This is a genomic window from Nocardia coffeae, assembly GCF_019890715.1.
GTDB classification, from domain to species: Bacteria; Actinomycetota; Actinomycetes; order Mycobacteriales; family Mycobacteriaceae; genus Nocardia; species Nocardia jiangxiensis.
The window spans coordinates 890,239-915,991 of record NZ_JAINZY010000002.1; the positions used below are offsets into that span (position 1 = coordinate 890,239).

24 protein-coding genes are annotated in these 25,753 nt (G+C 66.6%); 5 read left to right on the forward strand and 19 right to left on the reverse strand.

Annotated features, from left to right (window positions below):
* The first annotated feature begins 170 nt into the window (after nt 1-170).
* Together K7711_RS13175 and K7711_RS13180 are read left to right on the forward strand one after the other, a co-directional pair.
* Complete coding sequence (locus K7711_RS13175; RefSeq protein ID WP_222969016.1) at nt 171-1,430, forward strand: aminopeptidase P family protein; 1,260 nt, start codon at nt 171-173, stop codon at nt 1,428-1,430.
* Between the two features lie 118 nt (nt 1,431-1,548).
* Nucleotides 1,549-2,334, forward strand: coding sequence for an SDR family NAD(P)-dependent oxidoreductase (locus K7711_RS13180; RefSeq protein WP_222969019.1), 786 nt, complete (start codon nt 1,549-1,551; stop codon nt 2,332-2,334).
* A 736-nt stretch (nt 2,335-3,070) separates the two neighbouring features.
* Here K7711_RS13180 and K7711_RS13185 read toward each other — a convergent pair.
* Nucleotides 3,071-3,991, reverse strand: coding sequence for an alpha/beta fold hydrolase (locus tag K7711_RS13185; RefSeq protein ID WP_222969021.1), 921 nt, complete (start codon nt 3,989-3,991; stop codon nt 3,071-3,073).
* A gap of 80 nt (nt 3,992-4,071) precedes the next feature.
* Here K7711_RS13185 and K7711_RS13190 point away from each other — a divergent pair, with 80 nt between their 5' ends.
* Entirely contained in the window at nt 4,072-4,698 is a 627-nt protein-coding gene (locus tag K7711_RS13190) for a winged helix-turn-helix transcriptional regulator (RefSeq protein WP_222969023.1), read from the forward strand.
* 280 nt (nt 4,699-4,978) lie between these two features.
* Here the strand turns inward: K7711_RS13190 and K7711_RS13195 are convergent, their stop codons facing one another.
* The 17 genes from K7711_RS13195 to K7711_RS13275 all read right to left on the reverse strand — a co-directional run bounded on the left by K7711_RS13195 (nt 4,979) and on the right by K7711_RS13275 (nt 22,667).
* A complete protein-coding gene (locus tag K7711_RS13195; RefSeq protein ID WP_222969025.1) occupies nt 4,979-5,743 on the reverse strand; it encodes a TetR/AcrR family transcriptional regulator in 765 nt (254 codons plus the stop codon).
* A gap of 124 nt (nt 5,744-5,867) precedes the next feature.
* Entirely contained in the window at nt 5,868-7,064 is a 1,197-nt protein-coding gene (locus K7711_RS13200; RefSeq protein WP_222969027.1) for an amidohydrolase family protein, read from the reverse strand.
* Nucleotides 7,065-7,141: 77 nt separating this feature from the next.
* A complete protein-coding gene (locus tag K7711_RS13205) occupies nt 7,142-7,771 on the reverse strand; it encodes a TetR/AcrR family transcriptional regulator (RefSeq protein ID WP_222969029.1) in 630 nt (209 codons plus the stop codon).
* 8 nt (nt 7,772-7,779) lie between these two features.
* A complete protein-coding gene (locus K7711_RS13210; RefSeq protein ID WP_222969032.1) occupies nt 7,780-8,286 on the reverse strand; it encodes a hypothetical protein in 507 nt (168 codons plus the stop codon).
* Complete coding sequence (locus K7711_RS13215) at nt 8,283-8,738, reverse strand: Rv1363c family protein (RefSeq protein WP_222969034.1); 456 nt, start codon at nt 8,736-8,738, stop codon at nt 8,283-8,285. The genes K7711_RS13210 and K7711_RS13215 overlap by 4 nt, the downstream gene beginning before the upstream one ends.
* A gap of 257 nt (nt 8,739-8,995) precedes the next feature.
* A complete protein-coding gene (locus K7711_RS13220; protein WP_222969036.1) occupies nt 8,996-10,408 on the reverse strand; it encodes an MCE family protein in 1,413 nt (470 codons plus the stop codon).
* Nucleotides 10,405-11,466, reverse strand: a complete 1,062-nt coding sequence (locus K7711_RS13225) for an MCE family protein (protein WP_222969038.1) — start codon at nt 11,464-11,466, stop codon at nt 10,405-10,407. Before K7711_RS13225 ends, K7711_RS13220 begins: the two co-directional genes overlap by 4 nt.
* A complete protein-coding gene (locus K7711_RS13230) occupies nt 11,463-12,692 on the reverse strand; it encodes an MCE family protein (protein WP_222969040.1) in 1,230 nt (409 codons plus the stop codon). The genes K7711_RS13225 and K7711_RS13230 overlap by 4 nt, the downstream gene beginning before the upstream one ends.
* On the reverse strand, nt 12,689-13,714 hold the full coding sequence (locus K7711_RS13235; RefSeq protein ID WP_222969042.1) for an MCE family protein: 1,026 nt from the start codon (nt 13,712-13,714) through the stop codon (nt 12,689-12,691). The genes K7711_RS13230 and K7711_RS13235 overlap by 4 nt, the downstream gene beginning before the upstream one ends.
* Nucleotides 13,711-14,730, reverse strand: coding sequence for an MCE family protein (locus K7711_RS13240; protein ID WP_222969044.1), 1,020 nt, complete (start codon nt 14,728-14,730; stop codon nt 13,711-13,713). The genes K7711_RS13235 and K7711_RS13240 overlap by 4 nt, the downstream gene beginning before the upstream one ends.
* Nucleotides 14,727-15,893, reverse strand: a complete 1,167-nt coding sequence (locus tag K7711_RS13245) for an MCE family protein (protein WP_222969046.1) — start codon at nt 15,891-15,893, stop codon at nt 14,727-14,729. Before K7711_RS13245 ends, K7711_RS13240 begins: the two co-directional genes overlap by 4 nt.
* A gap of 7 nt (nt 15,894-15,900) precedes the next feature.
* Nucleotides 15,901-16,752: an ABC transporter permease gene (locus tag K7711_RS13250; RefSeq protein WP_308014682.1), complete on the reverse strand. Its 852-nt coding sequence runs from the start codon at nt 16,750-16,752 to the stop codon at nt 15,901-15,903.
* Nucleotides 16,753-16,757: 5 nt separating this feature from the next.
* Nucleotides 16,758-17,525 (reverse strand): MlaE family ABC transporter permease, encoded by a 768-nt coding sequence (locus K7711_RS13255; RefSeq protein ID WP_222969048.1) that lies wholly within the window; start codon nt 17,523-17,525, stop codon nt 16,758-16,760.
* Between the two features lie 258 nt (nt 17,526-17,783).
* Entirely contained in the window at nt 17,784-19,346 is a 1,563-nt protein-coding gene (locus K7711_RS13260) for a class I adenylate-forming enzyme family protein (protein WP_222969050.1), read from the reverse strand.
* Entirely contained in the window at nt 19,339-20,967 is a 1,629-nt protein-coding gene (locus K7711_RS13265; RefSeq protein ID WP_222969052.1) for a class I adenylate-forming enzyme family protein, read from the reverse strand. Before K7711_RS13265 ends, K7711_RS13260 begins: the two co-directional genes overlap by 8 nt.
* Nucleotides 20,967-21,806: an enoyl-CoA hydratase/isomerase family protein gene (locus K7711_RS13270; protein ID WP_222969054.1), complete on the reverse strand. Its 840-nt coding sequence runs from the start codon at nt 21,804-21,806 to the stop codon at nt 20,967-20,969. The genes K7711_RS13265 and K7711_RS13270 overlap by 1 nt, the downstream gene beginning before the upstream one ends.
* 42 nt (nt 21,807-21,848) lie before the next feature.
* Nucleotides 21,849-22,667 (reverse strand): enoyl-CoA hydratase/isomerase family protein, encoded by an 819-nt coding sequence (locus tag K7711_RS13275; RefSeq protein ID WP_222969056.1) that lies wholly within the window; start codon nt 22,665-22,667, stop codon nt 21,849-21,851.
* Between the two features lie 103 nt (nt 22,668-22,770).
* On the opposite strand from K7711_RS13275, the gene K7711_RS13280 reads away from it, so the two are divergent.
* Nucleotides 22,771-23,445: a hotdog fold domain-containing protein gene (locus K7711_RS13280; RefSeq protein WP_222969058.1), complete on the forward strand. Its 675-nt coding sequence runs from the start codon at nt 22,771-22,773 to the stop codon at nt 23,443-23,445.
* 261 nt (nt 23,446-23,706) lie between these two features.
* Nucleotides 23,707-24,504, forward strand: coding sequence for an SDR family NAD(P)-dependent oxidoreductase (locus K7711_RS13285; RefSeq protein WP_222969060.1), 798 nt, complete (start codon nt 23,707-23,709; stop codon nt 24,502-24,504).
* 49 nt (nt 24,505-24,553) lie between these two features.
* On the opposite strand, the gene K7711_RS13290 is transcribed toward K7711_RS13285, so the two are convergent.
* Entirely contained in the window at nt 24,554-25,747 is a 1,194-nt protein-coding gene (locus K7711_RS13290) for an acyl-CoA dehydrogenase family protein (RefSeq protein ID WP_222969378.1), read from the reverse strand.
* Nucleotides 25,748-25,753 lie beyond the last annotated feature (6 nt).

Genomic DNA, 25,753 nt, shown 5'->3' on the forward strand with positions numbered 1-25,753 from the left:
GGTGCACGCACCGAGAGAGTTCCGGCCGATCCACGGACAGCCTGGTCCTGGTTACGCCCGGCGAAGCGCCGCAGGATGGTGCTGTCCACCGATCACACGCCTGGCGTGCTGACCCGCAGGTTTCGCTGAACACCCCCGCAAGCGAGACCGGCCCGAGGAGGAGTCGAAACATGCTCGAAGCACAGGTACCGGTCTTCTCGACGGCAGAACGCGACCGCAGGTGGTCCCTGGCCAGGAACTTCATGGCCGACGAGGGACTCGACGCACTGCTGGTCTTCGGTGAGCACGAGGACGCGGGTCCGGCCCCGGTCGCCTACGACACCTGGTTCACCAACAGCCGACCGGGCGCAACGGTTGTCTTTCCCCGAACCGGCGAGCCGATCGCACTGCTGCCGGGCCCGATGTTCATCATGGACAACCTGGAATCCGCCCGCCGCGGCGAGACCATGTGGATTCCCCCGCGCGATCTGCGCGGCACGCGTCATTCCGGCACGATCGCCGAGGCCCTGGGCGAACTCGGACTGGCCACAGCGGTGATCGGCGTGATCGGGCTGGGACCCCACATGCCGTGGCATCCCGAAGGGATCATCCCCTACGGCCTCTGGAGCAACGTCCTGGCCCGTTTCCCCGAGGCCGACTTCCGAGCGGTGGATCTGCCCTTCGGGCGGCTGGTCATGCAGCTGGGCGAGGAAGAGATCGCTGTACTACGGCATTCGGCCGGAATCGGTGACGCCATGGTGGCGGCGATGGTGGCAACCGCCGCACCCGGCGTTTCGGAAAGCCGCGTCTACGCGGCGGGCATGGCCGAAGGTTACGGTCACGGATCATTGCCCCCGGCCATGCATTTGTGGTCGGGACCGGACGTGGTCGCGGCGGGGCCACCGGCGTGGGGCCACCGCCCGCAGGCTCCTCGCATTCTCGACGACGGCGACATCATCTACGCCGAGGTGTTCTCCGCCTTCGGCGGACGCCACACCCAGAACCAGGTCACCATCACCGTCGGGGACGTGCACGAGGACTTCCACCGCGCCGCGGAGGTCGCCCGCGCCGCCTACGACGCGGGGCTGCGCGCGCTGCGTCCGGGCCGAACGTTCGGTGAACTCGTCGACGTGATGCACGAGCCGATCGAGGCCGCCGACGGCTGGCCGTTCCTGATCGCGGTGCACTCGCTCAATCCCGGACTCTCCGTGGGCAAAGGCCTGGGATTCTTCAGTCGTATCCCCGGCACCGACGGATACCCACGCGTGCCCGATCACCCCACATTTCTGCCCGACCTGGAACTGGCACCCGGAATGAGCTTCGCCTTCGAGCCGAACTACGCGTTCGGGCGACATCTGGTCCACCTCGGGGGCACAGTGGTCGTTGGACAGCACTTGCCGATCGAACTCAACCCCTACTCGGCACAGCTACTGCGCGCAGCCGGAAACTGAACTGCCCCGGGCCGGGCTCGATTGCGGGAAGAAATCTTCAGGGAAGCAGTCCATTCGGCCGAGGCTCCCGAACACGGGGGCAAACCGCTGCTGGTATTCGAACCGTAGGAGGGTAACGATGGACCTGCATTTCGACGGGAAGATCGCGGTCGTCACCGGGGCCAGCAGGGGCATAGGGCTCGCGGTCACCGAGCGCTTCGCCGAGTCCGGTGCGCATGTGGTCGCGGGTGCGCGCACGATGAGCGAGCGCATCGATGAGCTCCGGTCCGCCGGGAGCGTGACGTTCGTACCCGGTAATTTGGCCGGCGTCGAGGCTCCCACGGAGCTGGTCGCGGCCGCCTCCCGGCTCGGGGGAGTGGACATCCTGATCAACAACGCCGGTGCGGTCACCCCGAGACCGGGTGGATTCACCACCGTCACGGACGAGGACTGGGAAGCCTCGTGGACCTTGGGAATGATGGCGGCGGTACGCACCACCCGCGCCGCGATCCCGGCAATGCTCGGCCGGGGTGGTGGCGCGATCGTCACGGTCGGGTCGGTCAACGCCTTCTTCCCGGACCCCGGTGTGGTCGACTACAGCGCGGTCAAGGCGGCGCTGACCAACCTCACCAAGGCGCTGTCGAAAGAGTTCGGCCCGCAAGGGATTCGGGCGAATTCGATCAGTCCGGGGCCGGTGCGGACGGACCTGTGGCTCGGCAGCGGGGGAGTCGCCGAGACCGTCGCGCAGGCAAGCGGCACCAGCGCCCAGGAGGTGGCAGACCAGGCAGTGGCCGGAACGCCGACCGGACGATTCACCACCCCCGAAGAGGTGGCGGATCTGGCCCTGTTTCTCGCCTCGGATCGGGCCGCGAACATCACTGGCGCCGACATGAGGATCGACGGTGGATTCATCACCACCGTGTAGTTCTCCGACCGGCCGCAAGGTTGCGTGAGCTGCGCTCTTGCATCAACTGCGGACAGGCAGGCGATGCCGGGCAACCACGTATCGTCAGCACTCTGTGCAACGACTCTCCGACATGGCTGCGGTAGGCTCGCTCGACACGGTCTGAGGTCCTCGACTCGGCTCCGATGAGACGCTGACCGGGGGAGGGGTGTTCGAAAGCCGTCGGGCATCCAGTCGCCGTACGGCTGCTCATGTGGCGGTTCGAGCATGCATGCGGGGCGGTTGGGGGCGACAGGCCCCGGACCGAGAATGCGAGCAGATGGGTCCGCGCAACTGGGATCGGTTGAGAGCGTCAGGCACGCCCCATCGATCCCATAAACATCAGTATCGACATATGCGCATTAACTAATTAAATACCAGCCATACATACACACAAACCCCAAAAGAAGCAAAGACCGGCACAGAGCTGCCGAAAAATCGTCCAATGGGAGTGGGTGAGGAGCATTGGGCAGTCTTGTCTGCCTGGTCGGGCAGCCCCGGGCGGTCATCGCCGGGTACCGGATGATCGCTCGTTCCGGTGATGGTCTCGAGCTGTTGGTGGTGAGCGTTGACTCGTGTTCTGCCCCGTTGTCCGTGTGACTTCACAGCGGCATCCGCCGCGCCGCTTCCCAGTGGGTGTCGGCATCGTCGCTGATCTGAAGATGTTGGTGCGGAAGAAGACTGGCGTCAGCGGGACATGAGGGTAGATGAAGGCGGTCTATAGGTTCCGCTCACTCGCGCGACTTGCGTCGTCGTTGTGCGTCGCTGTCCAGTCGCGGATCGCGGTGACGAATTCCTCGGGCGCGTCGGACTCCACGTAGGTGCCGGCGCCTTCGACGATGACGGTCTTGTGGTCGGGGAAGGTGGCTTCCAGGCGGTCGCGCTCCTGGGGGCGGAAGGCGATGTCGGCGTCACCCCAGACGATCAGCGTCGGCAGGTGGGCGATGGCGGCGAGACCGGCCTCGACCTCGGTGAAGAAGGCGCGGCTGGCGAGGAGCCGGCTGGGGAGTACGGCGGAGGCTTGGCGGCGCTCGGGCGTGTCCAGCGCCTGGCGGTAGTGGGTCATCTCGGCCGTGGTCGGCTTGCGCCTGCGGTGGCCTGTCGGGATGAACGCGTTGACCAGGAGGTTGAGCTGCCGGACCAGGAAGCGGATCGGGGGTCCGCCGAGGATGCGAGAGAAGCCCTCGAAGTGCAGGACGCCGTTGACCGGCCAGGCCCAGGTGTTGGCGAGCACGAGCCGATCGAAGACGCCTGGCCGCCGTTGCGCTGCGGCCAGTCCGATCGGACCGCCCCAGTCCTGCCCGACCAGGGTGATCCCGTCGAGGCCGAGTGCATCGACGAACGAGGTGACCACGTCGGCGTGCTCCTCGGGCAGGTACCGGTAGCCGGGCCTCGGCGTGGACAGTCCGAAGCCCGGGTAGTCCAGGGCGATGCATCGGAAGTCGTCGCGCAGCGCGCGGATGACGTCGCGCCAGAGGAACGACCAGGTCGGGTTTCCGTGCAGCAGTAGCAGCGTGGGACCCGAACCTTCGTCGACGTAATGCACGGTGTGCCCGTCGATATCGACGAAGCGGCTCTCGAACGGAAACAGATCGTCGTCGACCCAGGCGGGCCGCGCGCTTTCTGTGGTGTCGGCCATGGTGGGCCCCCTTTCGGCTCGATCCTGCGATAAGCTTGAGAATGTCACGTGCACTTGAGAAAAGCAAGCAAAGGAAGATGATGCGTAGCTACGGCCAGTACTGCGGGCTCGCCCGGTCGCTCGAGGTCGTGGGCGATCGGTGGAACCTGCTCATCGTCCGCCAGCTGCTCATTGCCCCCGCTCGCTATCGTGACCTGCTGGACGGCCTTCCCGGCATCGCGACCAACCTGCTCGCCGACCGGCTGCGCGACCTGGAGCGCTCGGGCGTGGTCGAGCGGCGACCGGCCGGTCAGGGCAGCGTGGTCGAATACGTCCTCACGCCGTGGGGTGCCGAGCTGCGCGGGCCGATCGAGAGCCTGATCCGCTGGTCCACCCCGTTGATGGCCCGCGGGCCCGAGGGTGACTCGTTCCGCCCGGGGTGGCTGGCGTTGGCCGTCCCCGCCTTGCTGAACAGCCGGGTCGAGGTTCGTCCTTCGGCAACGGTCGGTCTCGAGGTCGGCGACCCGCTCCTCCAACTCCGCGCGACCCGCTCCGGCTTCGAAGTCGGCACGCACGACGGCCGCGACCTCGACGCCACCGTCCGCGCCGAGCCCGCCTATGTCCTCGGCCTCGCGGCCGGTGCGCTCACCCTGAGTGACGCCCGCGCACTCGGAGTGCTCGAGATCGACGGCGACGAATCCATCGTCCGCGCCGTCTTCGCCGCCTGACGGGACGACTCCGTCGAACGCCCGGTGGCGGCACCTGTAGAGATTCCGCCAGCCCTTGGCGGATGGTCCAAAGCCGTGCGAGCTGGACTGTTTCGCTCGACGGCTCACTTGCCCCACAGCCGAGTGAGGGACCGTCGGTCGCTGTCGAGCGAAAACTGCTGAGGGAGAACGGGTCTACTTCTGAAGGGACGACAGCCTGAATGTCATCGTGTTGACGGCGGGTGCGCGCGATACCGCTTAATCCGCCGGGTCGACTTCCCGTATCGGGTTGTGCGCAGGGCTATTTCGCTGCCGCGGCGCGGCGTGTGGGCCGCGCCGCGGGGGGCTTCGCCGCAGGAACGGCGCTCGCGGCGATCAACCGGTCGGCGTGCTCGAGGATGCGTTCGAGGCCATATTCGAAATTGTGCTCGTCCGGGGCGCCGTTGTGTCGGCCCTCGACGCTCGCCGCGGCCAGCAGCGGGGTGGTGTCGGGGGAGATGGTGAGGTTCTCGTAGTAGGCGCTGGCCCCGGCGTCGGATTCCTTGTTCTTGTCGTAGAGTCGTTGCAGCACAACGGTTCCGCGCACATGGAGTTGAACGGCCGAGTAGGTGTCCACCGCGTCGTCGAGGGTGAGACCTGCTTGCATCAGGTTGGCGATGACCTGCTCGGTGCCGCGCGCGCCCAATTGGGCTGCTTCGGGGCTCAGCGCCGATCGGATGAGAATCAGGTCGCAGAGAATCGGGTTCTGCAGGAACGTTTTTCGCATCGTGCGGGCGTGGTGGCGCAGCGATTCGCGCCAGTCGCCGGCTTCCACGAAGGGACCGGCGAACCTGCCGTACTGATGCAGCGCCCGGTCGGTCATCGCGTTGAGCAGGTCGTCCTTCTTGCGGAAGTACCAGTAGATGCTGGTCACCCCGACGTCGAGATGTTTGCCCAGCATCGGCATGCTCAGATTGTCCAGCGACACCTGTTCGGCCAGCTCGAAAGCGCCGTCGATGATGTCCTCGGGGTTCAGTGACCCACGCTCGCGCCGCGGCCGTTTCGGTGCGGTTACCCGCTTCGCCATGGTCGCGACCACCTCCGTGTAGTTCGTTGTCACCGTGTCGATGTGCCCGCCGCGGGATGTGGCGGAAGTTCCATAGTATATCCAACCGTAAATTATACTGCGAGGCATCCCGTGGGTGCGTCGGTCAGGTGTGGGACTCGGCTGTGGCCGGGATCGGCGGGTAGTGCGCGGCGGGGTCCGGATTCTCGATCGGACGGCCCAGGAATCGGCGGGCGTTGTCGCCCAGGAAATCTCGGGTGCGGCGGGTGTCCATACCTTCGGCATACTTCCAGTAGCCGCTGGGCTCGGGGAGCCCCTCGGGGTGCGGATAGTCCGAGCCGAACATCACCCGGTCCCATCCGACGGTTTCGACGACGTCGGCGACCGACCCTTCCCAGAACGGGCTGACCCAGATGTTGCGGCGGAAGACCGCGAGCGGGTCCTCGGGGAAGTTCTGCGGCATCTTCTTGTTCAGCTCCGCCAGGTCGTGCAGGAGAGGGCGAATCCACGAACTGCCGTTCTCCACGCTGGCGATACGCAACTGCGGGAACCGGGTCAGGGTGCCGTGGCAGATCAGGCTCCCGATCATGTCGGAGATCTCCCGGTGCCCGAGGGCGAGCCAGCGGAACGAGCTCATCGCCATGAAATTGGCGGTGGCCGGCGGTTCCCACCGGTTGACGTATTCGTCCAGAGGCGGCTGGCTGGCGTGCAGCACGATGGGTAATCCGGCGTCCTGCACATCGCGCCAGAACGGATCGAATTCCGGCAGCGCCGGGGATCGCCAACCGCGCAGGCCCTTGACCGGGGCGGGCTTGATGAGCGCGACCTGGGCCCCGTGGTCGAGGATGTACTCGAGTTCACGCCGTGCACCGTCGACCTCGGCGCAGTTGATGATCGGAGTGCTGAAGATCCGGTCCTGATAGGCGTAGGTCCAGTGCTCGAGCATCCACCGGTTGAGCGCGTGGACGACAGCCAGGGTGAGTTCGGGGTCCTCGGCGGTGGAGTGCTCGACGAGACTGGCCAGGGTCGGGTAGTTGAACGTTTCGCGCACGCCCTGGCGGTCGAGTTCGATGATCCGGTCTTGCGGGTTGCGGGTGGCTGCGGGAGCCTGGATTGCCTTGCCCTGCATCTGACGCAGGGTCAGCCCCTCGGTGTTCTCGCCGGCGAAGAATTTCTCGTGGGCGCCCGGCGCCGCGACGCGCTCGAAGGTCGGGTTCGGGATGAAGTCGGTGATCCTGCCGTTGATGGCGATCCGGGTGTGCCGCCCGATCTGCACGTACCGGACGGCCTGGCGATATGGCTCGGGCAGGTACTTGGTCAGCGCGTCGGCCGTCTCGTACATGTGCGCATCGGCATCGAAGATCGGGGCGTCGATCGGCGGTGTAATATCTGTACTCCTTGGGATGGCCGGGCCCGGGATCACGACGCGGACCCGGGCTCGGCGGCGCGTGCGGTGAGGAAGTCGTCGACGATTCGGCGGCAGTCCGCGCGGGTGGTGCGGCCCAGTCCCGCGAGCCGGATGAACACCACAGGTCCGATCAACCGGGCCAGTGCGGTGGTCGCGTCGTAATCGCCGAGGATGGCGCGGGCGTCCGGGCGGGCGAACAGGTCGTCGAACGGGCGGTGGTACTGCTCGATGAGGTGCAGGCGCAGTGATGCCGCGTCGGGTCCGCTGTTCGTGCCGGCCGGGTCGCTGGTGGCGATCCAGGTCAGCATGCTCATCTGCAGGGGTGCCTCGTCGATCAGCACGGCCTGGCGGTGGACCAGCTCGATGAGGCGATCACGCAGTGTCCCTTCCGATTCCGGCACTTCCGCCGGTGGCAGCAGGAATCGTTCGAGCGCTGCGGCGCGCAATTGCCGCACCGTGCCGAAGTGGCGGTACAGGGTCGTGCGTGCGACCTTCGAGATCCGGGTGACGGCCTCGACCGTCACCGCGTCGAGGCCGCCCGAGGTGAGCAGTGCGGCCGCGGCATCGAGCAGTTTGCCGCGCGAGCGCTGCTTGCGCGGGTCTTCCTCGAACCAGGTCTCGGGCACCGTCGTCGCGGTCATCGTTGCGGCTACAGCGGGGTGATGCCGCTGATCAGCCACTGGTTACCGTGCTTTTCGGCGGTGACGCTGACGCGGCTGGAACTGGTGGTCGGAGCGGGCACCGCGGTGCTCACGGTCACCTGGTCGATGTACATCAGCAGGGTGATGTGGTCTGGTGAGGCGGCCAGGATCCCGGTGGACACCACGTGTGCTCGGGTCGTGACGCCCTTGTCCTGGGCTACCGGAACGATCGTCCTGGTGACCAGATCGCGGTACTGATCCCGAAAGGGGCCCGTGAGTCCGGGCACCGCGGTCAGATCTTTGCCGACCGTGGTCGCGGTGTAGCTGAGCATCTTCGCGACGGTCTCCTGCGCGGCCTGTGGTGCGTCGCGGCGGGTGGTGGCGGTCGCGGTGTCGCGCTGGTTGTTGCGCACCAGAAGTACGGCGGCGACGGTCAGTGTGATGATCAGTGCGGTCAGGACGGGAATGATGCTGAGGCGCAATACTGTTCGGTAGCGCACGGGCTGTTCGGTCATGGCACGAACTCCACATCGGAGACTTTGCGGACGCCGTGGACCTGCTTGACGGTCACGCTGAAGCGGTACGAGCGGCGCTGCTGCTGATGGCTCTGAGGGTCGGTGACCTGTGCGTCGGCGGCGACGATCACCGTGGTGCCCGCGCTGCCGCGGGCGGTGCCGTCGTCGGTCGCGATCCCGGCGGCGATCACCTGGCCGGTGGACAGCACGTCGGCGTCGTGGATCGCCTTGACGTAATTCGCTGACTGATTGTGCAATTCGTCGGAGAACGGTGCGGTGGTCAGTTCGTTCAGGCGGTTCAAGTCCGCGGCGGCGTTGTCGCCACGGATGTTGATCAGGGCCGTGATGCCCTGCTTGGCCGTGTCGACGATGGCGGCTTGCTGCTGTGCCTCGTCGGTCATCTGCTGATGTTGCCGCCATGCCAGTGCCGCGACGGTGGTCGCGGCGGCCAAGGCAACCACCGCTACAGCAACCCATGCGATGCGAAAACTGCTGCGGCCCAGTGCGAGTCGCGGTCGGTGGGTTCGTAGTATTCGGTTTCGCAGGCCACGGTTCTGCTGGGTATCGCTGGGCTGCAGGGAAACTTGCGTCTCGTCAGGGTCCGCGATCGGGTTTGCTGCCCCCTGCTCTGCGGGAGGTCCGGTGGGCCGGGTCGCCTTGCGTCGCCGCGGTGGTGTCGCGAGTGCCGTGCCCGAGGCTGCGCCGGGGGTCAGGGAATCGGGGCGGTCAACAGTTGTGTCCATGCCGGGTCCTGTTGGGCTGGTGGGGAATTCGGGCCGATCTCGATGTGCCGGTAGGCGGTTCCGTCCGGGGTGAGGTACAGGGGTGTGTCGGGCAGGTAGTGCGCGACTGCGGGCGCCGGTGTCGTGGTGTGGGCCGCCGCGGGATGCGGTGGGGCAGCGGCTGCGGGTGTGGGGCCGATTTCGCCGGGGTTGTTGTCGCCGCTGGGCGGGCGCGCGCCGTGCAGGCACTGTTCGGGGGTTGCCGCGCGCACGCCCGGATTGTTCAGGCACGGCAGGTTGCGCATGCCGCGCACCGCGAAGGGGGAATTCTGCGGGACGTTGCAGTACAGGTCGCTGGGTGTGGCGGGCGATCCGGTGTCGGTGGGCATCCGGCGCTGGTTCGCGGGCAGATATCCGGTGGTGCACGCCGCGGGGTCCTGCACCTCCACGGAGAACACGACATTGACCGCGCCGTCCGGGACGCCGCGTTTGCCTGCGGTGTTCTCCCCGGCGATCAGCGGCGGCAGCAGGACCAGGACCTGCTCGATGGCCGGGTTGTAGGTCAGTGCGACCTGGCCGAGGGTGGTCATGTTCGTCAGCAGTAGCGGCAGTGTGGGTGCGAGTTGCTGGAACAGTTGATCGGCTTGGTCGGCCGCGGCGGGGCCGCGTTGCAGGATGTCCCGCACCGCGGGGTCGGCGGTGCGGAGCTGGTCGGTCAGATCGGCGAGATTCTGTGCCCAGGAACGAATTTCGGTGCTGCTGACCAGTTGGGTGTTCAGCAGCGGCGTGAGCTGCTGCACCAGAGTGACCAGCGCGTTGCCGTTGGCGGCGAGGGCGTCGACGAAATTCGTTGTCGAGTCCAGCATTTGGGCCAGGTCCCCGCCTTCGCCGCCGAGTGCGCGTGCTGCCTGATCGAGTACCGAGTGCAGGGTGCCCGGCGGCAGTGATGCGAGAATGGTGCGGGTCTGGTCCAGGATGGGGCCGATCTGGTCCGCGACGCGAACCTGATTGACCGGGATGGTGGATCCGTCGTGCAGGTAGGGTCCGGTGTTGCTGCTGGGCTGCAGGTCCACGTACTGCTCACCGATCGCCGACATCGAACGCACCCGGGCGGTCAGAGCGCTGGGCACTCGCACCGAATCGATCAGCGACAGTGTGGCTCTCACACCGTTCGGGTGCAGGTCGACCGACGTGACCCGCCCGATGGTGTGACCGTCGTAGGTGACATTCGCGCTCTGATACAGCCCGCCGGCTGTGGGCAGCTCGACGGTGACGTGGTATCTCCCGATGGACAGCGCGGCGGGAATCCGCAGGTAATAGATGCCGGTGAAGACGGTCGACACGAGTGAGACGATCGTGAAGATGATCAGCTGCGTGCGAACCAGAGGCGAGAGTTTCATCGGCCGTTCCTCACGGGCGCACTGGGGTCCGGTGGGGCCAGTGGCGTGCCGAACAGCAGGCCCTGTCGCAGTCGCGCCAGAGTGAGATCCGCCTCGGCCCACAGGTTCATGTAGTCCCCGCGAATCCCGTTCTGCACCGCGACCGGCGGGAACGGGAAGGTGGCGAGCTGGTGGATGTTGCCGACCAGATCGTCACCGGCCTCAGAGATCTTCTGCAGCAACGGAACCAGTCCGGCGAGGGTCTGCTCGAGGTCCCCCTGGGTCTGCTGGATCAGTGCGGTTCCGGCCGCGCCGAAGCGGGTCAGCGCGGCGAGGGTCGTGGTGAGATCCCCGCGCTGCTGGTTCAGCACGTCCACAGCCGGGGAGATGGCCGAGAGGGCTTTGCTGATCGAGTCGTTGTCCTTCGCGGCCGCCGCGGAGAACCGGTCCAGCCCGTCCAGGGTGGTGGTGATGGCGTTGCGCTGCGAATCCACTTCGCCCAGTAGTGAATTCATCTCATCGATCACCTTGCCGACCGAATCCTGATGTCCGGCCAGGGCTTTGTCGGTTTCGGCGATGATGGTCTGTAGATTGCCCAGGCCGCCGTTGCCGAGCACCATGGACAGGGCCGCGAGGGTCTGCTCGGTGGTCGGGTAGTCGCCCGCGCGCTGCAAGGGGATCACGCTGCCGTCGGTGAGTGTGCCGTGCGGGTCCGGTGGTGCGGACAGGTCGATGTGGGTGGCGCCCAGCAGGCTGGTCTGTCCGATCTTGGCGGTCGCGTTGGCGGGCAGTATCGCGGCGCGGTCGAGGGTGACGGTGACCTTGGCGTGCCAGTTCTCGGTGGTGATCGCGGTGATCGAGCCGACCTCCACATCGCGCACCATGACCGGGGAGTTCGGGGTGATGGTGGTGACGTCGGGCATCTGGATCGTGACGTGATAGCCGGCGGGCCCGTGCCCCTTCGTGCCGGGCAGTGGCAGCGAGTTCAAACCGGTCCACTGACAGCCGGACAGCGTGGCACACAAGGTAATCGCGCATGCGAGCGCTGCGGGTCGCAGGTGGCGGCGGGGGCGGCTCATTTCGGTTGTCCCGGTAGCAGCAGGTGTTCGAGCGAGGGCGGGCTGTACACCAGCTGACCGGGTCCGGAGCCGGTGCCGATGGTCGGGTTGATCGAGACCGGTGGGTAGTTCATCCGCAGCGTGTTCAGCAGCGGCCCGAGATATTGCGCGCACAGCTTCGCTCCTTGGTCGGATGTGGCATTCGAGACCGCGGCGATCGAGCCGCACAGGAAGTTGATGGGGTTGGCGAAGTTCGGGAATCCCGGCACACCGGTGATCGCGCCCTGTCCCGGGTTGTAGGTGTTGTAGTAGTTCGACAGCGCGGTGGGCGCGCGATGCAGGACCGTCTCCAGTGCATTGCGTTGGGAGAGGAGGGTTCCTGTCGCGTCGGAGAGTTGCTTCACCTGGGTGGTGATGCCGTCGCGGTGCGTGGTCACGAACGATTGGATGTCGCCGATGGCGCTGTCCAGGGTGGTCAACGCGGAGGCGAGCTGGTCGTGGTTGCCCGCGAGTACCCCGCTGACGGTCGCGAGCCGCCCTTGGAACACGACGATCTGCTGGTCGCTGGCGGCCAGCGCGGTGGTGAACGCCTGCAGATTGCGCACCGTGCCGAACAGGTCCGTACTTCCCGCGGACACGGTCGCCATGGTCGCCGAAAGCTGTTGCAGGGTGGCGCGCAACGCGTCTGCGTTGCCGTCCAGGGCCGCGGCGGCCGACCCGAGGAACCGGGCACCGGGGCCTTTCGGGTCCGCGGCAGTGGGTGCGAGCGCGGTGGTGACCCGGCTCAGCTGCTGTTCGACCTGGTCCCATTCGACCGGGACCGCGGTGCGGCTCAACGGGATGTCGACATCGTGCCCGGCATCGGGTCCGCCGGTCCATGCCGGGGTCAGCTGGATGAACCGGGCAGCGACCAGACTCTGCGCCATCACCACGGCCTTCACATCGCCGGGCAGCCGCAGCGATCGGGGGATGCGCATCCGCACGGTCAGCGAGGTGCCCTCGGCGTCGATGCTCTTTACGGTGCCGACCTTCACCCCGACCACGCGCACCTGGTCGCCGGCGTAGAGGCCGTTGGTCCCGGTGAAATGCGCGGTGACGGTGTAGTACCGCGACTGCTGTACGAAGTGGTAGCCGGTGGCGATCACCGCGAGCACGATGACGCCGACACCGATGCGGAATATCCAGCGGCGGAGAGGATTGCGTGGCTCGGTTCGTCGCCCGAGGACGGTGCGGATGCGCGTGATCATTTGACCTGGGGGATCGGCAGGGGTGCGGGCGGCAGGCCGAACACCGTGTTGAGCAGGGGCTGGGTGTAGTCGCCGGGCACCAGGTTCTGGATGTAGGCGTAGAAGTACGGGCCGCTGGCGACCGCGTCACCGAGGGTGCCGATATAGGTGGACAGACCCTGGATCGACTGGGAGATGTTGTCGCGGTTGTTGTTCAGCAATGTCAGGACCTGTCCGAGTTTGCTCAGTGCGGGGGTCAGTGCGGCGTTGTCCTCGTGCACCATGCCCGAAAGTTGCTGGGACAGTTGGGTTATCCCGGTGATGAGGCCGCCGAGGGCCTGGCTGCGGACCTGTAGTTCGCCCAGGAGCGTATTTCCGTCCAGGAGCAGCTTGTTCACCTGCGGGGCGCGATCGGCCAGTACCGAGGTCACCTGCTGGGCGCCCGAGAGCAGTTGGCGCAGTGCCTGATCGCGTTCGTTGACGGTCTGGGCGAGACGTTTCATCCCGTCCAGCGCCGGGCCCACCTGCGGTGCGGCGGCGGTCAGTACATCCGAGGCGCTGTTCAGGGCCTGGGTCAGCTGTCCGAGGTCGATATCGCGAATGGCGTCGGTGGCCTCGTTGAGGATGTTGGGCAGGGTGTATCCGGAGCGGGTGCGGTCGATCGGGATCACTCCGTGCGGGCGCATCCGCCCGGTGCCGGACGGGGTGATCTCGATCGCCCGCTTGCCCAGCAGGGAGGTTGTTTTTATCGCGGCGGTGGTCGAATTGCCCAGGGCGATAGCGTTGTTCACGCTGAAGCTCACCTTCGCGCGGCCGGTGTCCACCGCGATATCGGTGACCGTGCCCACCTGGACTCCCGCGGCGGAGACGTCGTCACCGGTGAGCAGGCCGCTGGCGTCGGAGAACATCGCCGAATACGTGAGCGTCGGGGTGTTGAGCATCGGGATTCGGTCGAATTGCAGTGCGACCAGGCAGATGGCCACGGTCATGACCAGCCCGACGATTCCGACGCGGCCGGCCCTGGAGTGCGAGAGTCGTCTCATTTCGGCGGTGCGCACCTTCCGGTCTTCTGGTCGGTGAGTTGGATGACCTTGGGGCTGCCGTCCGGGCCGTCCACTTTCAGCGACAGCCCGCACATGTAGAAGTTGAAGAACGATCCGTACGCGCCGGTGCGGGTCAGCTTGCGGTAGTCGTCGGGCAGCGCGTTGAGCACGCCGTCGAGATCGTTGATGTGATTCACGCTCGGCGTCAGCGCCGCGTCCATCCCGTTGATGGTCGCCGACAGATCGGGCCGCACATCGGACAGCAGGCCCGAGAAGGTCTGCGTGGCGTTGTCGAGGGTGTCGACCGCGTGCCCCAGAATGCCGCGGTCCGCGGCCAGGCCCGAGACGAGTTGTTGCAGATGATCCAGGGTGCTGCCGAATTGGTCACCACGCGAGGCGATTGCACCCAGGACGGTGTCGAGGTTGGTGATCACCCTGCCGATGACCTGATCCCGGTCGGCCAGGGTGGCGGTCACCGACCCGACCCGCTCGAGCACCTCGGCGATGGTGCCCGCGCGTCCCTGGAAGATCTGCAGCAGGGCCAGGGACAAGTCGTTGACCTGCTTGGGATCCAACGCCTGCAGCAGCGGGTGGAATCCGCCGAGCAGGGCGTCCAGGTCCAGTGCCGGAGCGGTGTTCGGGGGTGCGATGGTGGCGCCGGTGGGCAGCGGCGTCGAATCCGGGCCGCGCTGCAATTCGAGGTAGCGGTTGCCGATGAGATCTTCGTAGCGGATCGCCGCGCGGGTGGAGATCGTGGGGCGATCGTCGGTGTTGATCGAGAAGTCCACGTGGGCACGGTGATCGGAGCCGTACTCGACCGCGTCGACCGTGCCGACGGGTACGCCCGCGATGCGGACCTTGGCGCCGGGATGCATGCCCGAGGCATCGGTGAACACGGCGTGATAGGTGTGCGCGTTGCCCGAATTCACCTGGGTGAAGACCAGGATCATCGCGCCGTTGACCAGCAGCATGACCACGACGAAGATGCCGAGTTTGACCAGCGCGGAACGATTCATCGCCGACCGCCCAACCCGAACAGGTAGCTCAGGATGTCGGGCTGGCGCAGTCCGATGCCCTGACGTGACGGGTCGAACGGATTCACCCCGGTATCGGTCACCACGTACGGCACCGGATGTACCGGATCGGTGTAGGGCAGCCCCAGACAGTGCGGACCGCCGGTCGCGGCGACCTTGGGCAGATCCTTCGGGTACTGATACGGCGTGACGCCCGGGATCAGGCCCGCGTACATCTTGACTCCGGGCTGTCCCGCGTAGGCCATCGGGTTGGTCTTGTTACTGGCGGTGATGCCCTGGAACAGACACGGGATCTCCGGTGAGTACAGCGCGAGCAACGCACTGGTGGGCGCGAACCGGTGCAGTGTGGCGGCCAGCGCGGAACCGTTGTGGTTCAACAGGTCCGAGCCTTGATCGGCCAGGGCGGTCGCGCTCGACAGGGTGCCCGCCAGTTGCCGCTGCTGATCGAGGATCGACGTGCTGGTCGTGGTGAGCGAGGTGAGGGTGCGCATCAGGTCCGGAGCGATGTCGCCGTACAACTGTGCGGTCGGCGCGGTCGTGCGCAGCAAGTGCGCGATCCCGGGATCGGCGGCGTCGAGTTCGGCCAGCACACCGGAGGCGTGGTCCACCGCGGCGCCCAGGCGCTCGCCGCGGCCCTGCAGCGCGGCGGCCAACGCCCCCATCGTGGCATCGAGCTGTGTGGGGTCCACCGCCCTCAGCAAGGTGGTGAGTTGTTCGAACACCGTGTTCAGTTCGACGGTGACGTGCGAGATGTCGATCGTCGCGCCGGGTGCCAAGCGTGCGGTGGCCGGGGTGGCCGGTGCGTCGAGGCTGACGAATTTCGCGCCGAATACGGTGGTGGAGGTGATCTGTGCGGTGACATCGGCCGGGATCGATGCCAGTGCCGAGCGGTGCAGCCGCATGGTCAGCCGGGCACGTTCGCCCCGGTAGTCGATCGCGGTGACCTCGCCGACCTGCACGCCGGTCATGGCCACGCGCGCGCCCCGGTCCATGACGAGCCCGGCCCGGTCGGCCACGAGGGTCACGTTCGCCCAATCGTCGAAACGCTCCTGGTAACTCGACCACACGGTCCACCCGGTGCCCACGATCGCGGCGAGAAGTCCCAGGACGACGAATTTCGGTGTCGCCCAACGCAACAGACGCATGTCGATCCTATCCGGAAAGGTGGAAATTGCCGTTGCCGCCGTACAGGGCGAGCGAGACCAGCAGCACGACCAGCACGACCAGGATCAAGGACATCCGCACCGCTCGCCCCACCGCGGATCCGACTCCGGCCGGACCACCCGAGGCGGTGAAGCCGTAGTGGGTGTGGATCACCATGACCAGCAGTGCGATCAGAATCGCCTGAATGAACGACCACATCACGTCCACCGGGTTCAGGAAGGTGGAGAAATAGTGGTCGTACAGTCCCGAGGACTGCCCGAAGATCACCACGGTGGTGAACCGCCCCGCGACGAAGGATGCGGCCAGAGCCAGTGCGTAGAGCGGGACGATCGTGATCATCCCGGCCGCGATGCGCGAGCTGACCACATACGGGACCGGCCGGATCGCCATGGATTCCAGGGCATCGATCTCCTCGGCGATGCGCATGGCCCCGATCTGTGCGGTCGCTCCCGCGCCGAGCGTCGCCGACAGCGCGATTCCCGCGATGACCGGGGCCGCGATGCGCACATTGATGAACGCGGACAGGAATCCGGTGAGCGCTTCGATACCGATATTGCCCAGTGAGCTGTAGCCCTGGATGGCGATGGTGCTTCCGGTGGCCAGGGTCATGAAGCCCACGATCGCGGCGGTGCCGCCGATCATCGCCAGCGCGCCACTGCCCATGCTGATCTCCGCGACCAGACGCAGGGTTTCGCCGGGATGACTCACGACCGCGCCGGGAATGTGCACGATCGCCTTGGCGTAGAAGACGAGTCGCGCGCCCAGGGTATCGATCGCGGCGTCCCAGCGCTGTAGTCGCCGCCGTGCGTGGACGAATTTCCCGGTGTCGGAGATATACACGATCATCACTTCCCCGAGATCCGGATGCCGACGGCGGTGACCACGGTGTTGACCACGAACAGCGCGATGAATGCGTAGACCACGGTTTCGTTGACCGCCTGTCCGACGCTCTTGGGGCCGCCCGACACCGACAGTCCGCGGTAGCAGGCGACCAGTCCGGCGATCATGCCGAACAGCAGCGCTTTGACCGCTGATATGCCCAATTCCGTTGCGCCGGTGAGCAATGTGATGCCCGAAGCGAACGCGCCGGGATTCACGCCCTGCAACTGGACCGAGAACAGGAATCCGCCCGCGATTCCGATCGCGCACACCAGGCCGTTGAGCAGGACCGCGACCATCGTGGAGGCCACCACCCGCGGAATCACCAGCCGCTGAATCGGATCGATGCCCAGAACCTGCATCGCGTCGATCTCCTCGCGGATCACCCGAGAGCCCAGGTCCGCGCACATGGCGGTCGCTCCGGCTCCCGCGACGATCAGCACGGTCACCATCGGCCCGACCTGGGTGACCGCGCCGAATGCGGCGCCGGCCCCGCTCATGGTGGCGGCGCCGATTTCGCGCAGCAGGATATTGAGCGTGAAACTCACCAGCACGGTGAACGGCACCGCGACCAGAACCGTGGGAAGTAGCGAGACGCGTGCGAGCATCCATCCTTGCTCGACGAATTCGCTCATCCGGAATCTGGTGGTGACAAGGCCGCGCCCGACGTCGGCGACCATGGCGAAGAACTGGCCTATTTCCCGGACAGGAGCATTCAGTCGTTCCGGATGCATCGATCCTCCAGCGGACTGCTCGGGTGCTGCGGACGATGCAGGGCCGAGTTGATCAAGCGTCTAACTATTGCTCTTACAGTGTGGCCTACGATACATCACTCGGTTGCGGCCGCACAGGCGTTTCGGCGGGAAACTCGGCGTCGTGAATCGGGCGAGTTCGATGAGATTGCCGGACAATCGCTCGGTAGTGGAAAACGATGATCGGCAACCGGCGCCGCCGCTCGCTGAGGCGGCGGCGATGTCGCGAGGACCCCTCGCTCACGGGTGTGGCGTGAGCAGCGTGCGCAGTCCGAGAATGTCGATCTTGCCGGTGCTGCCGCGCGGAATGCTGTCGTCCGAGTCCAGCAGCAACCACACCGAGGGCACCTTGAACGAACTCAGTACCGACTTCGCCGCGGTCCGCAGGCGCTCGGTCGTTGTCGCCGCGGTATCGCACACGACCGCGGCGGCGACTCGATCACCCTGTGCGCCAGTGATATTCGTGACGAACGCGGCGGAGATACCGGGCAGGGTGCGCAGTGCGGCCTCCACCTCGCCGGGGTAGACGGTGGCGCCGCTGACCTTGAACATGTCATCGGATCGTCCGTGATAGAACAGGAAACCCTCGGCATCGAGATGGCCCAGATCGCCGGTCGAATAGAAACCATCGATCGTGAACAGCTCCGCGCGGCCGCGGCGGCACATGCCACGCAACATATGTGGCCCGCGCAGCTCGATGACTCCCACGGTTCCCGTCGAGACGGGCGCACCGCTGTCGGGATCGGCGATGCGCACCTCCATACCCTCGAACGGCCGCCCGCAGCTGCCCCAGGCCGATCGAGGCATATCCGTATCGGCCCGATAGCCGCAGTAGGGGCCGAACGACTCGGTCATGCCGAACAGGTTGGCGCGCGCGCCCGGTTGTGCGCGCAGGTGCTCGGGCAGCAGTGCGGGCAGGCTTCCCGCCCGCAACGGCGGCACCGCGACACCGAGCGCATTCGCCTGTCGCGCCAGGGATTCCGCTTGATCGGGCCAGCCGCGAAAGAGGTTGACCCGCTCGCGCCGCAACAGGTGCAGTGTGGTCTCCGGCGCGGGGATGCCCTCGGTCACCAGCGTCGCACCTGCCAGCAACGCCGACAGCACTCCGCCGCCGAACCCGCCGACCCAGAAGAACGGCATCGGCAGATACAGCCGTGTGGTGTGGTCGATGAGGCGAGCCGACAGACCGGATCGGACCGCGGCGAACGCGTTGCCGTGCGAGTGGATGACCGCCTTGGGCACGCCGCGGCTGCCCGAGGTGAACATGATGGCCAGGGGATCGGCAGGTGTCACCGTCGCGGTCAGCGCCTCGGCGACAGCCTCCGCGTAGGACGGCGCGCTGGCCTCGGTGAGTTCGCAGGTGCTCAGCACGTGCCGCAGCGCCGGAAGTCGCGGGTCGGACAAGATCCGGTCGCTCGTGGGTGAGATCTCCAGCTCCGCAAGGTAATTGCGGCCACGGAACTGATCCACGGCGATCAGGTACTGCACCGAGCCCACCTGCAACTGGGTCCGTAGTTCCGGTGGGCGCAACAGTGTGCTCAATGGCACGAGCGTGGCGCCGATGCGTGTCACGGCGACGGCGATCTGCACCCACTGCGCACTGTTCGGCATCAGAAGACCCACGCGGGAGCCTTTGCCGACGCCCGCGGCCACCAGCACGCCCGCCAGATGCGCTGTGGTGCGGTCGAGTTCGGCGTAGGTGAGCCGGGTCTTCGGGTCGATGACCATCTCCGCGGCCGGGTGTTCGGCGGCGCGTGCCCGCACCACCGCGTCCATCGTGGTCGCGACGTCGTTCTCAGTCATCGAAGACCTTCTTCAATCGGCGCGGGTCCACTTTCCCGCTGGACATCAGCGGGATGTCCGCCGTCCTCACCGCGGCGATGCGCGCGGGAATCTTGTACGCGGACAGTTGATTGCGCAATTTCTCCCGCAACGCGGACTCCTTGAACGTCGCGGGATCCTCGACCGTGAGAACCGCGGCCACCACCTGTCCGCGGTCCGGGTGGGGCAGCCCGAAGACGTACGCGGCGCCACCGGTGATGTCGGTGATCGCCTTCTGGACCTCGCCCGGAGAGACGTTGGCGCCCGCGGTCTTGATCATCGCGCCACTGCGGCCCAGAAAGTAGACGAAGCCCTCGGCGTCGGTCCGGGCCAGATCGCCGGTGCGGAACCAGCCGTCCGGATCGAAGCATTCCTCGTAGCGGCGTTTGTGATAACCCTGCATCGCATAGGGCCCACGGAAGCGTAATTCGCCGATCTCGCCGCCGACCACCGGTGTTCCGGTGTCCTGATCGATGATCTCGACCTCGAATCCGGGTGCGGGTTTTCCGAACGAGCCGCGTCGGTGCTCGGGCTGATCGGACTCGTCGCCGCTGAGCAGTACCACGCTTCCGGCCTCGGTCATGCCGAGCATGTTGTGCCGCAGCTCGCTGTCGCGGGGCCGCAGTTCCGCGGGCATGACGGGGTAGAGGTTGCCGCGCCGCATCGAGGACAGATCGCGTGCGGCGAAACTGGGATGCCGGGCGAGATGGGCGATCCCGGCCGCGAAACCATTGGTCACGGTGGGTTTCTCGCGCTCGAGCAGATCCAGGGTGGCGGCCGGGTCGGTGGCGTTGGAACACACCAGGCTCGATCCGGCGACCAGTGTGGCCAGCAGGCCGAAGGCGAAGCCGCCGATCCAGAAGAACGGCGAGTTGCAGAACAGCACGTCCGCGTCGGTCAGTTCGCGGATCGCGTTGAGGTTGCGCTGGTGTCCGAGCAGGGCGGCGTGGGTGTGCACGACGCCCTTGGGTGCACTCGTGGATCCCGAGGTGTAGACGATCGAGAGCGGATCGCAACCATCGACGTCGTCCGCCATCGCCGCGAGTAGGGCATCGTCCTGGTCAGCGCTGTGGGCCCGCGGACCGAACGGGAAGCCGGGATGCGGTGTCCGCGTGGCATTGCGGGCGGTGACGACGATGTGCCGCAACTGTGGCACCAGTGGACTGAACAGCCGGCCCGCAGCGTCCCGCTCGGTATGGCCGAGTACCTCGGTCAGCCGCTGCACGTAATCGTGTGACCGGTACGCGGAGGCGGCGAGCAGAATACGAATATCGCTGTGCACCAGCTGTTCGCGCAGTTCCCGGGCGGTCGAGAAGGTGGAGAAGGGGACGACCACCGCGCCGATCCGGGCCGCGGCGAATGCGCCGACGGCGAACTCCGGTCCGTTCGGATGGAGCAGGCCCACATGGGTGCCCTTCCCGGCTCCGAGCGTGACGAGCTCGCGGGCGAGTTCGGCGGAGCGTTGGTCGGCGTCGGCGTAGGTCAGTCGATCGGCATCGCAGATCAACAGTGCGTGGTCGGCGCGCTCGCGCGCCCGGTGGCGTAGCAGGGATGCGAGAGTGTCGGTGCCGGTTGATGTTTCGGATACGTCCGGATCTGTCATCAGCGAATCCTCGGTTCGGGCCGGTCGTTTCTGTCACGTTCGCCCTGGGCCGCCAATTCCGCCGTGCCCAGCGGATTCCCGAGCCGGGTGTAGATGAGCCCCTGATCCAGGGCGGCCCGGTACGGCTTGTCGAGCGACTCCCAGATCGCCTTCACGGTGCCTTGGGTCGCGGACGGCGGCTTGGCGGCGATGGTGCTCGCGATCTGGTGGGCTCGTGCCCAAAGGTCCGCTACCGGAACCACTTCCGACACCAATCCGATCCGCAGCGCGGTGTCGGCTCCGACCCGTTCGTCGTTGCCCATCAGCGCGATGCGCAATGTCTCACCCAAGCCGATCCGGCGTCGTAGTCCGATCGGCTCCAGCGCCGAGACCAGCCCGGCCGAGACATGTGAATCGAAGAACGTCGCCTCGGGCGAGCAGATCACCACATCCGCCTCGTTGACGAAATAGAACCCGCCCGCGGTGCACATACCCTGTACCGCGCACACCACCGGCTTCCACATCTTCTGCCATTTGGGGCTCAGTGCTTCCCCCGGATCCTCGTGATGCCACACGCCCTCCGGCTGACCGTAGGATTTCTTGATGTCCAGACCGGCGCTGAAGGCCCTGGTTCCCGCCGCGCGCAGCACGACGGCGTGCACCGAGTCGTCGGTGCGCAGCAATTGCCACGCCCGCGCCATCTCCGTGCACATCGTCCGATCGAACGCATTGAGCCGGTCCGGACGATTCAGCGTGATCGTGGCGACCCGGTCCTGCTCGTGCACCTCGAGACCGATGGTCTCGAATCCGGGCCGGGCCGTGCCGACGACCAGTTCCGGGCGCGGTGTCTCACTGCTCATCGACGATGCCTCGATTCGGGTGACATGGGTATTCCGTGCAACTCAGTGACCACGGAAACCGGGTTCGCGCCGCTCACGGAATGCGGCCAGACCTTCCTTGAAATCAGATGTCCGGCACGATAATTCGAGATCGTAGAGTTCCTGGTTCATGGCCTGGGGGAGCGTGGCGTGCTGCGCGAAGGCCATCGCCTGTTTGGCGAGTCCGATGGCGACGGTGGGGCCCGCGGCGAGTTGGTCGAGCACGGCGCGCACGCTGGTGTCCAGGTCGGCGGCGGGAACGCAGCGATCGATCAGGCCCCAGTTCGCGGCGTCGGCCGCGCTCACCTTCTCACCCAGCAGCAGCATGCGCTTGGCGCGGGTGAGACCGATCAGCCGGGGCAGCAGCCACGTCGATCCGGAATCGGGGCTGAAACCGCGGGTCAGGAACGGCTCCCAGAACACCGCGTCCTCGGCGGCCACGGTGAAGTCCGCGGCCAGCGCCATATTGCAGCCCATCCCGACCGCCCAGCCGCGCACACTGCACACGACCGGAAGCTGGATGGTGTGCAGCAACTCGATGATCCGGTGTGAGGTGTGCGGGATGCGCCGGACCAGATCGCCGGTGCGCGGGCGCGGTGCGTCGCTGTCGTTTGTGGCGACCCAGTCCACTCCGGAGCAGAAATCCTTCCCGTTCGCGCCCAGATGGATCGCTCGCAGCGCCGGATCCGATGCCGCGTCGGTCAGGTTCGCCACCAGCGTGTCGACCATCGCCGCGCTGAGTGAGTTCCGGCGCTCGTTCCGGTCGATCACCAGATGCAGGACATCGTTCTCGCGGTGGACCGCAACGGTCCCGCCCGGGGCGGATTCGGACTCACGACTCACGGCCTCACCCACATCTCGCAGAGCATACTGTCACTAGTACGGTATACGATACCGTTGTGCTTTGTACATGACGCACGCAAGCGTGCCGGGCGAAGGAGGGCGCATGGCGAACAACGATCCGGACAGTCCGTCGCGCAAGGAATTCGGCGCGCGGCCGCTGGAACAGACACAGCTGGCCGCGAGCGCGATGCGACGGCTCAGCGGGCTACTGCTCGCGCTGGAACACCCGCACGAGACGGTCGCGGAGATGCTCACGCAGCTCGCGCGGTGGGAGCGCGAGCTCGCCGCGGCGGCCCCGGCCGACCTCGCACCGCGCATCGGCCCGGACTCCGGCGAGTCCCGGCGGATCTATCTGGACCACGCCTTCGACATCGGGGCCTACAACCCGTGCTTCCCGGAGTACCGGTTCGACCGCGTCGACGCCGAGACAGCCTGTGGCACTGTGAACTTCCCGATTCCCTTCGAAGGCCCGCCAGGATTGGTGCACGGTGGATTCCTGGCGGTCTTCTTCGACTGCGTCATCCAGCATCAGAACTGCGCCACCGGCCCGGCCGGGAAGACCCGCTCACTGCAGATGACCTATCGACGCCCGACGCCACTGCTCACCGAACTGCGCTTCGACATCGAGCGGGTGGTCGGTGAGCGAACCATCGAGTCGACCGCCCGACTGCTGCTCGACGACGTCGTGCTGTGCACGGCGGTGGCGAGCGCGGTCGCCACCGCGCCGAGCAGTCTGGCCGGTGCCCGATTCGGTCAGCGCGGGAACGAGCCCGCATGAGGTTCGCGTGAATTTCGCCCGTCATCGGAGATGTTGTGGCGCAGCAGATTCGGATTGCTGACCGACCACTTCCGGCCCAGCGCCGCCCACAGGTGGCCGCGCCGAGAGGCGAAGTCTTTCGAGCACTTCGAGGCGGGTGGTCAGCAGGATGCCTTCGCGGCGGCCGCGGATCGGTGGACTCTGCCAGGCACAGCCCCGGGGCGCAATGGATACAGCGCGTGTCCGGCACGTTCGATGATGTGAGAAAAGGATGGTGGCGCAATGGATCTGGGCTTGCGGAATGCGGCTGCGGTCGTTGTCGGCGGTAGCCGGGGAATGGGGCTGGCCACAGCGCGCAGCCTGGCGCAGGAGGGAGCGCGGGTGTGTGTGCTGGGGCGCTCGCGCGCCGATCTCGACCGTGCCGAACAGGATCTGGTGCGACGGGGCAGCCCGGACGTGGTCGGATTGGTCGCCGACGTGCGCGAGACACCGCAGGTGGAAGCGGCGTTCGGCGAACTGGCACAGCGGTGGGGCGGGCAATTGAATGTCCTGGTCAACGCAGTAGGTCCCTATGTGCAGGGCCGGTTCGATCTACTGACCGACAGTCAGTGGCACGAGGCGGTCGACGACGGAGTGCTCTCGATGGTCCGATGTGTTCGCGCGGCGCTGCCGCTGCTGCGCGCGGCCCAATGGGCACGCATCGTGAACTTCTCGGCGCATTCGACCCAGCGCCAGAGCATCCCGCTCGCTGCCTACACCGCGGCCAAGGCCATGGTCACCAGCGCCTCGAAGAACCTGTCGCTGCTGCTGGCGCCGGAGGAGATCCCGGTGAACGTCGTGTCACCGGGCACCTTCGTGACACCCGGGTTGGTCGACTGGGCGAACTCGGTCGGCGTGCACAGCGACGACCCGTATGAACTGATGTCGCTGATCGGCAAGCACTACGGCCATCCCGCGCAGATGCCGCGCGCAGGCCGGCCCGAGGAGATCGGGCCGGTGGTGACCTTCCTGGCCTCGCGGCTCAACTCCTATATGACCGGAGCGAACGTCAACGTGGACGGCGGATCGGATTTCACCTGATACCACCATCTTTCGTGGTGCGGCCCGCACCACGAAAGATGTGCCGCACTCAGATCCGGTAATCGCGCAGCACACCCTTGCTGATGATCCGCTTCTGAATCTCGCTGGTGCCCTCACCGATCAACATGAACGGGGCCTCGCGCATCAGCCGCTCGATCTCGTATTCGATCGAATACCCGTAGCCGCCGTGAATGCGGAAACTCGCCTGGGTGACCTCGTTGCAGAATTCGCTGGCCAGATATTTCGCCATACCGGCCGCGACGTCGTTGCGCTCGCCCGAGTCCTTGAGCCGGGCGGCATTGACCATCATCAGGTGCGCCGCTTCGACCTTGGTGGCCATCTCGGCGAGGGAGAAGCCGATCGCCTGGTGATCGACGATCGGTTTGCCGAAGGTCTGGCGCTGCTGGGCGTACCGCGCGCCGAGTTCGAAGGCGCGCACCGCGATTCCGCAGGCGCGGGCGGCGACATTGACCCGGCCGACCTCGATACCGTCCATCATCTGCTTGAATCCCGCGCCGGGACGCCCGCCCAGCACGGTGTCCTGCGCCGCGGCGTAGTCCTCGAGTAGGAGCTCGGTCGTATCGATGCCCTTGTACCCCATTTTGTGGATCTTGCCCGGCACCGTCAGACCGGGGGCGACCGTGCCCAGTCCGGTGGGCTTCTCGATCAGGAAGGCGGTCAGGTTGTCGTGCGGGCGCTCGTGCCCCTCGTCGGTGCGGACCAGCACCGCGACGAGATTCGCGGTCGATCCGTTGGTCAGCCACATCTTGCGCCCGGTGATGCGGTAATCGCCGTCATCCTGGCGAACGGCCTTGGTGCGGATGGCCGCGACGTCCGAGCCGAGTTCGGGTTCGGACATGGAGAACGCGCCGCGCACCTCACCGGTCGCCATGCGCGGCAGCAACCGGCGCTTCTGCTCCTGGGTGCCGTGATGGGTGAGCAGGTAGGCGACGATGAAATGGGTATTGATCACGCCCGAAACGCTCATCCAGCCCCGGGCGAGTTCCTCGACACACAGGGCGTAGGTGAGCAGCGATTCGCCCAGGCCGCCGTATTCCTCGGGAATCATCAGCCCGAACAGGCCCATCTCGGCCATCCGGTCCACGATGGACTGCGGATAGGTGTCGGTGCGCTCGAGCTCGGCCGCGGCCGGAATGATCTGCCGCTCCACGAAAGTGTGGACGGCGGCGAGGATTTCGGTCTGCGCTTCGGTCAGGCCGTGGGTCTGTGCGAGTTTCACCAGTGGTAT

What these genes read in the sequence shown, in the direction of transcription:
- K7711_RS13175 (WP_222969016.1), top strand. Translation starts at nt 171, where the DNA reads ATGCTCGAAGCACAGGTACCGGTCTTCTCGACGGCAGAACGCGACCGC.
- K7711_RS13180 (WP_222969019.1), top strand. Translation starts at nt 1,549, where the DNA reads ATGGACCTGCATTTCGACGGGAAGATCGCGGTCGTCACCGGGGCCAGC.
- K7711_RS13185 (WP_222969021.1), bottom strand. Translation starts at nt 3,991, where the DNA reads ATGGCCGACACCACAGAAAGCGCGCGGCCCGCCTGGGTCGACGACGAT.
- K7711_RS13190 (WP_222969023.1), top strand. Translation starts at nt 4,072, where the DNA reads ATGCGTAGCTACGGCCAGTACTGCGGGCTCGCCCGGTCGCTCGAGGTC.
- K7711_RS13195 (WP_222969025.1), bottom strand. Translation starts at nt 5,743, where the DNA reads ATGGCGAAGCGGGTAACCGCACCGAAACGGCCGCGGCGCGAGCGTGGG.
- K7711_RS13200 (WP_222969027.1), bottom strand. Translation starts at nt 7,064, where the DNA reads ATGTACGAGACGGCCGACGCGCTGACCAAGTACCTGCCCGAGCCATAT.
- K7711_RS13205 (WP_222969029.1), bottom strand. Translation starts at nt 7,771, where the DNA reads ATGACCGCGACGACGGTGCCCGAGACCTGGTTCGAGGAAGACCCGCGC.
- K7711_RS13210 (WP_222969032.1), bottom strand. Translation starts at nt 8,286, where the DNA reads ATGACCGAACAGCCCGTGCGCTACCGAACAGTATTGCGCCTCAGCATC.
- K7711_RS13220 (WP_222969036.1), bottom strand. Translation starts at nt 10,408, where the DNA reads ATGAAACTCTCGCCTCTGGTTCGCACGCAGCTGATCATCTTCACGATC.
- K7711_RS13225 (WP_222969038.1), bottom strand. Translation starts at nt 11,466, where the DNA reads ATGAGCCGCCCCCGCCGCCACCTGCGACCCGCAGCGCTCGCATGCGCG.
- K7711_RS13230 (WP_222969040.1), bottom strand. Translation starts at nt 12,692, where the DNA reads ATGATCACGCGCATCCGCACCGTCCTCGGGCGACGAACCGAGCCACGC.
- K7711_RS13235 (WP_222969042.1), bottom strand. Translation starts at nt 13,714, where the DNA reads ATGAGACGACTCTCGCACTCCAGGGCCGGCCGCGTCGGAATCGTCGGG.
- K7711_RS13240 (WP_222969044.1), bottom strand. Translation starts at nt 14,730, where the DNA reads ATGAATCGTTCCGCGCTGGTCAAACTCGGCATCTTCGTCGTGGTCATG.
- K7711_RS13245 (WP_222969046.1), bottom strand. Translation starts at nt 15,893, where the DNA reads ATGCGTCTGTTGCGTTGGGCGACACCGAAATTCGTCGTCCTGGGACTT.
- K7711_RS13255 (WP_222969048.1), bottom strand. Translation starts at nt 17,525, where the DNA reads ATGCATCCGGAACGACTGAATGCTCCTGTCCGGGAAATAGGCCAGTTC.
- K7711_RS13260 (WP_222969050.1), bottom strand. Translation starts at nt 19,346, where the DNA reads ATGACTGAGAACGACGTCGCGACCACGATGGACGCGGTGGTGCGGGCA.
- K7711_RS13265 (WP_222969052.1), bottom strand. Translation starts at nt 20,967, where the DNA reads ATGACAGATCCGGACGTATCCGAAACATCAACCGGCACCGACACTCTC.
- K7711_RS13270 (WP_222969054.1), bottom strand. Translation starts at nt 21,806, where the DNA reads ATGAGCAGTGAGACACCGCGCCCGGAACTGGTCGTCGGCACGGCCCGG.
- K7711_RS13280 (WP_222969058.1), top strand. Translation starts at nt 22,771, where the DNA reads ATGGCGAACAACGATCCGGACAGTCCGTCGCGCAAGGAATTCGGCGCG.
- K7711_RS13285 (WP_222969060.1), top strand. Translation starts at nt 23,707, where the DNA reads ATGGATCTGGGCTTGCGGAATGCGGCTGCGGTCGTTGTCGGCGGTAGC.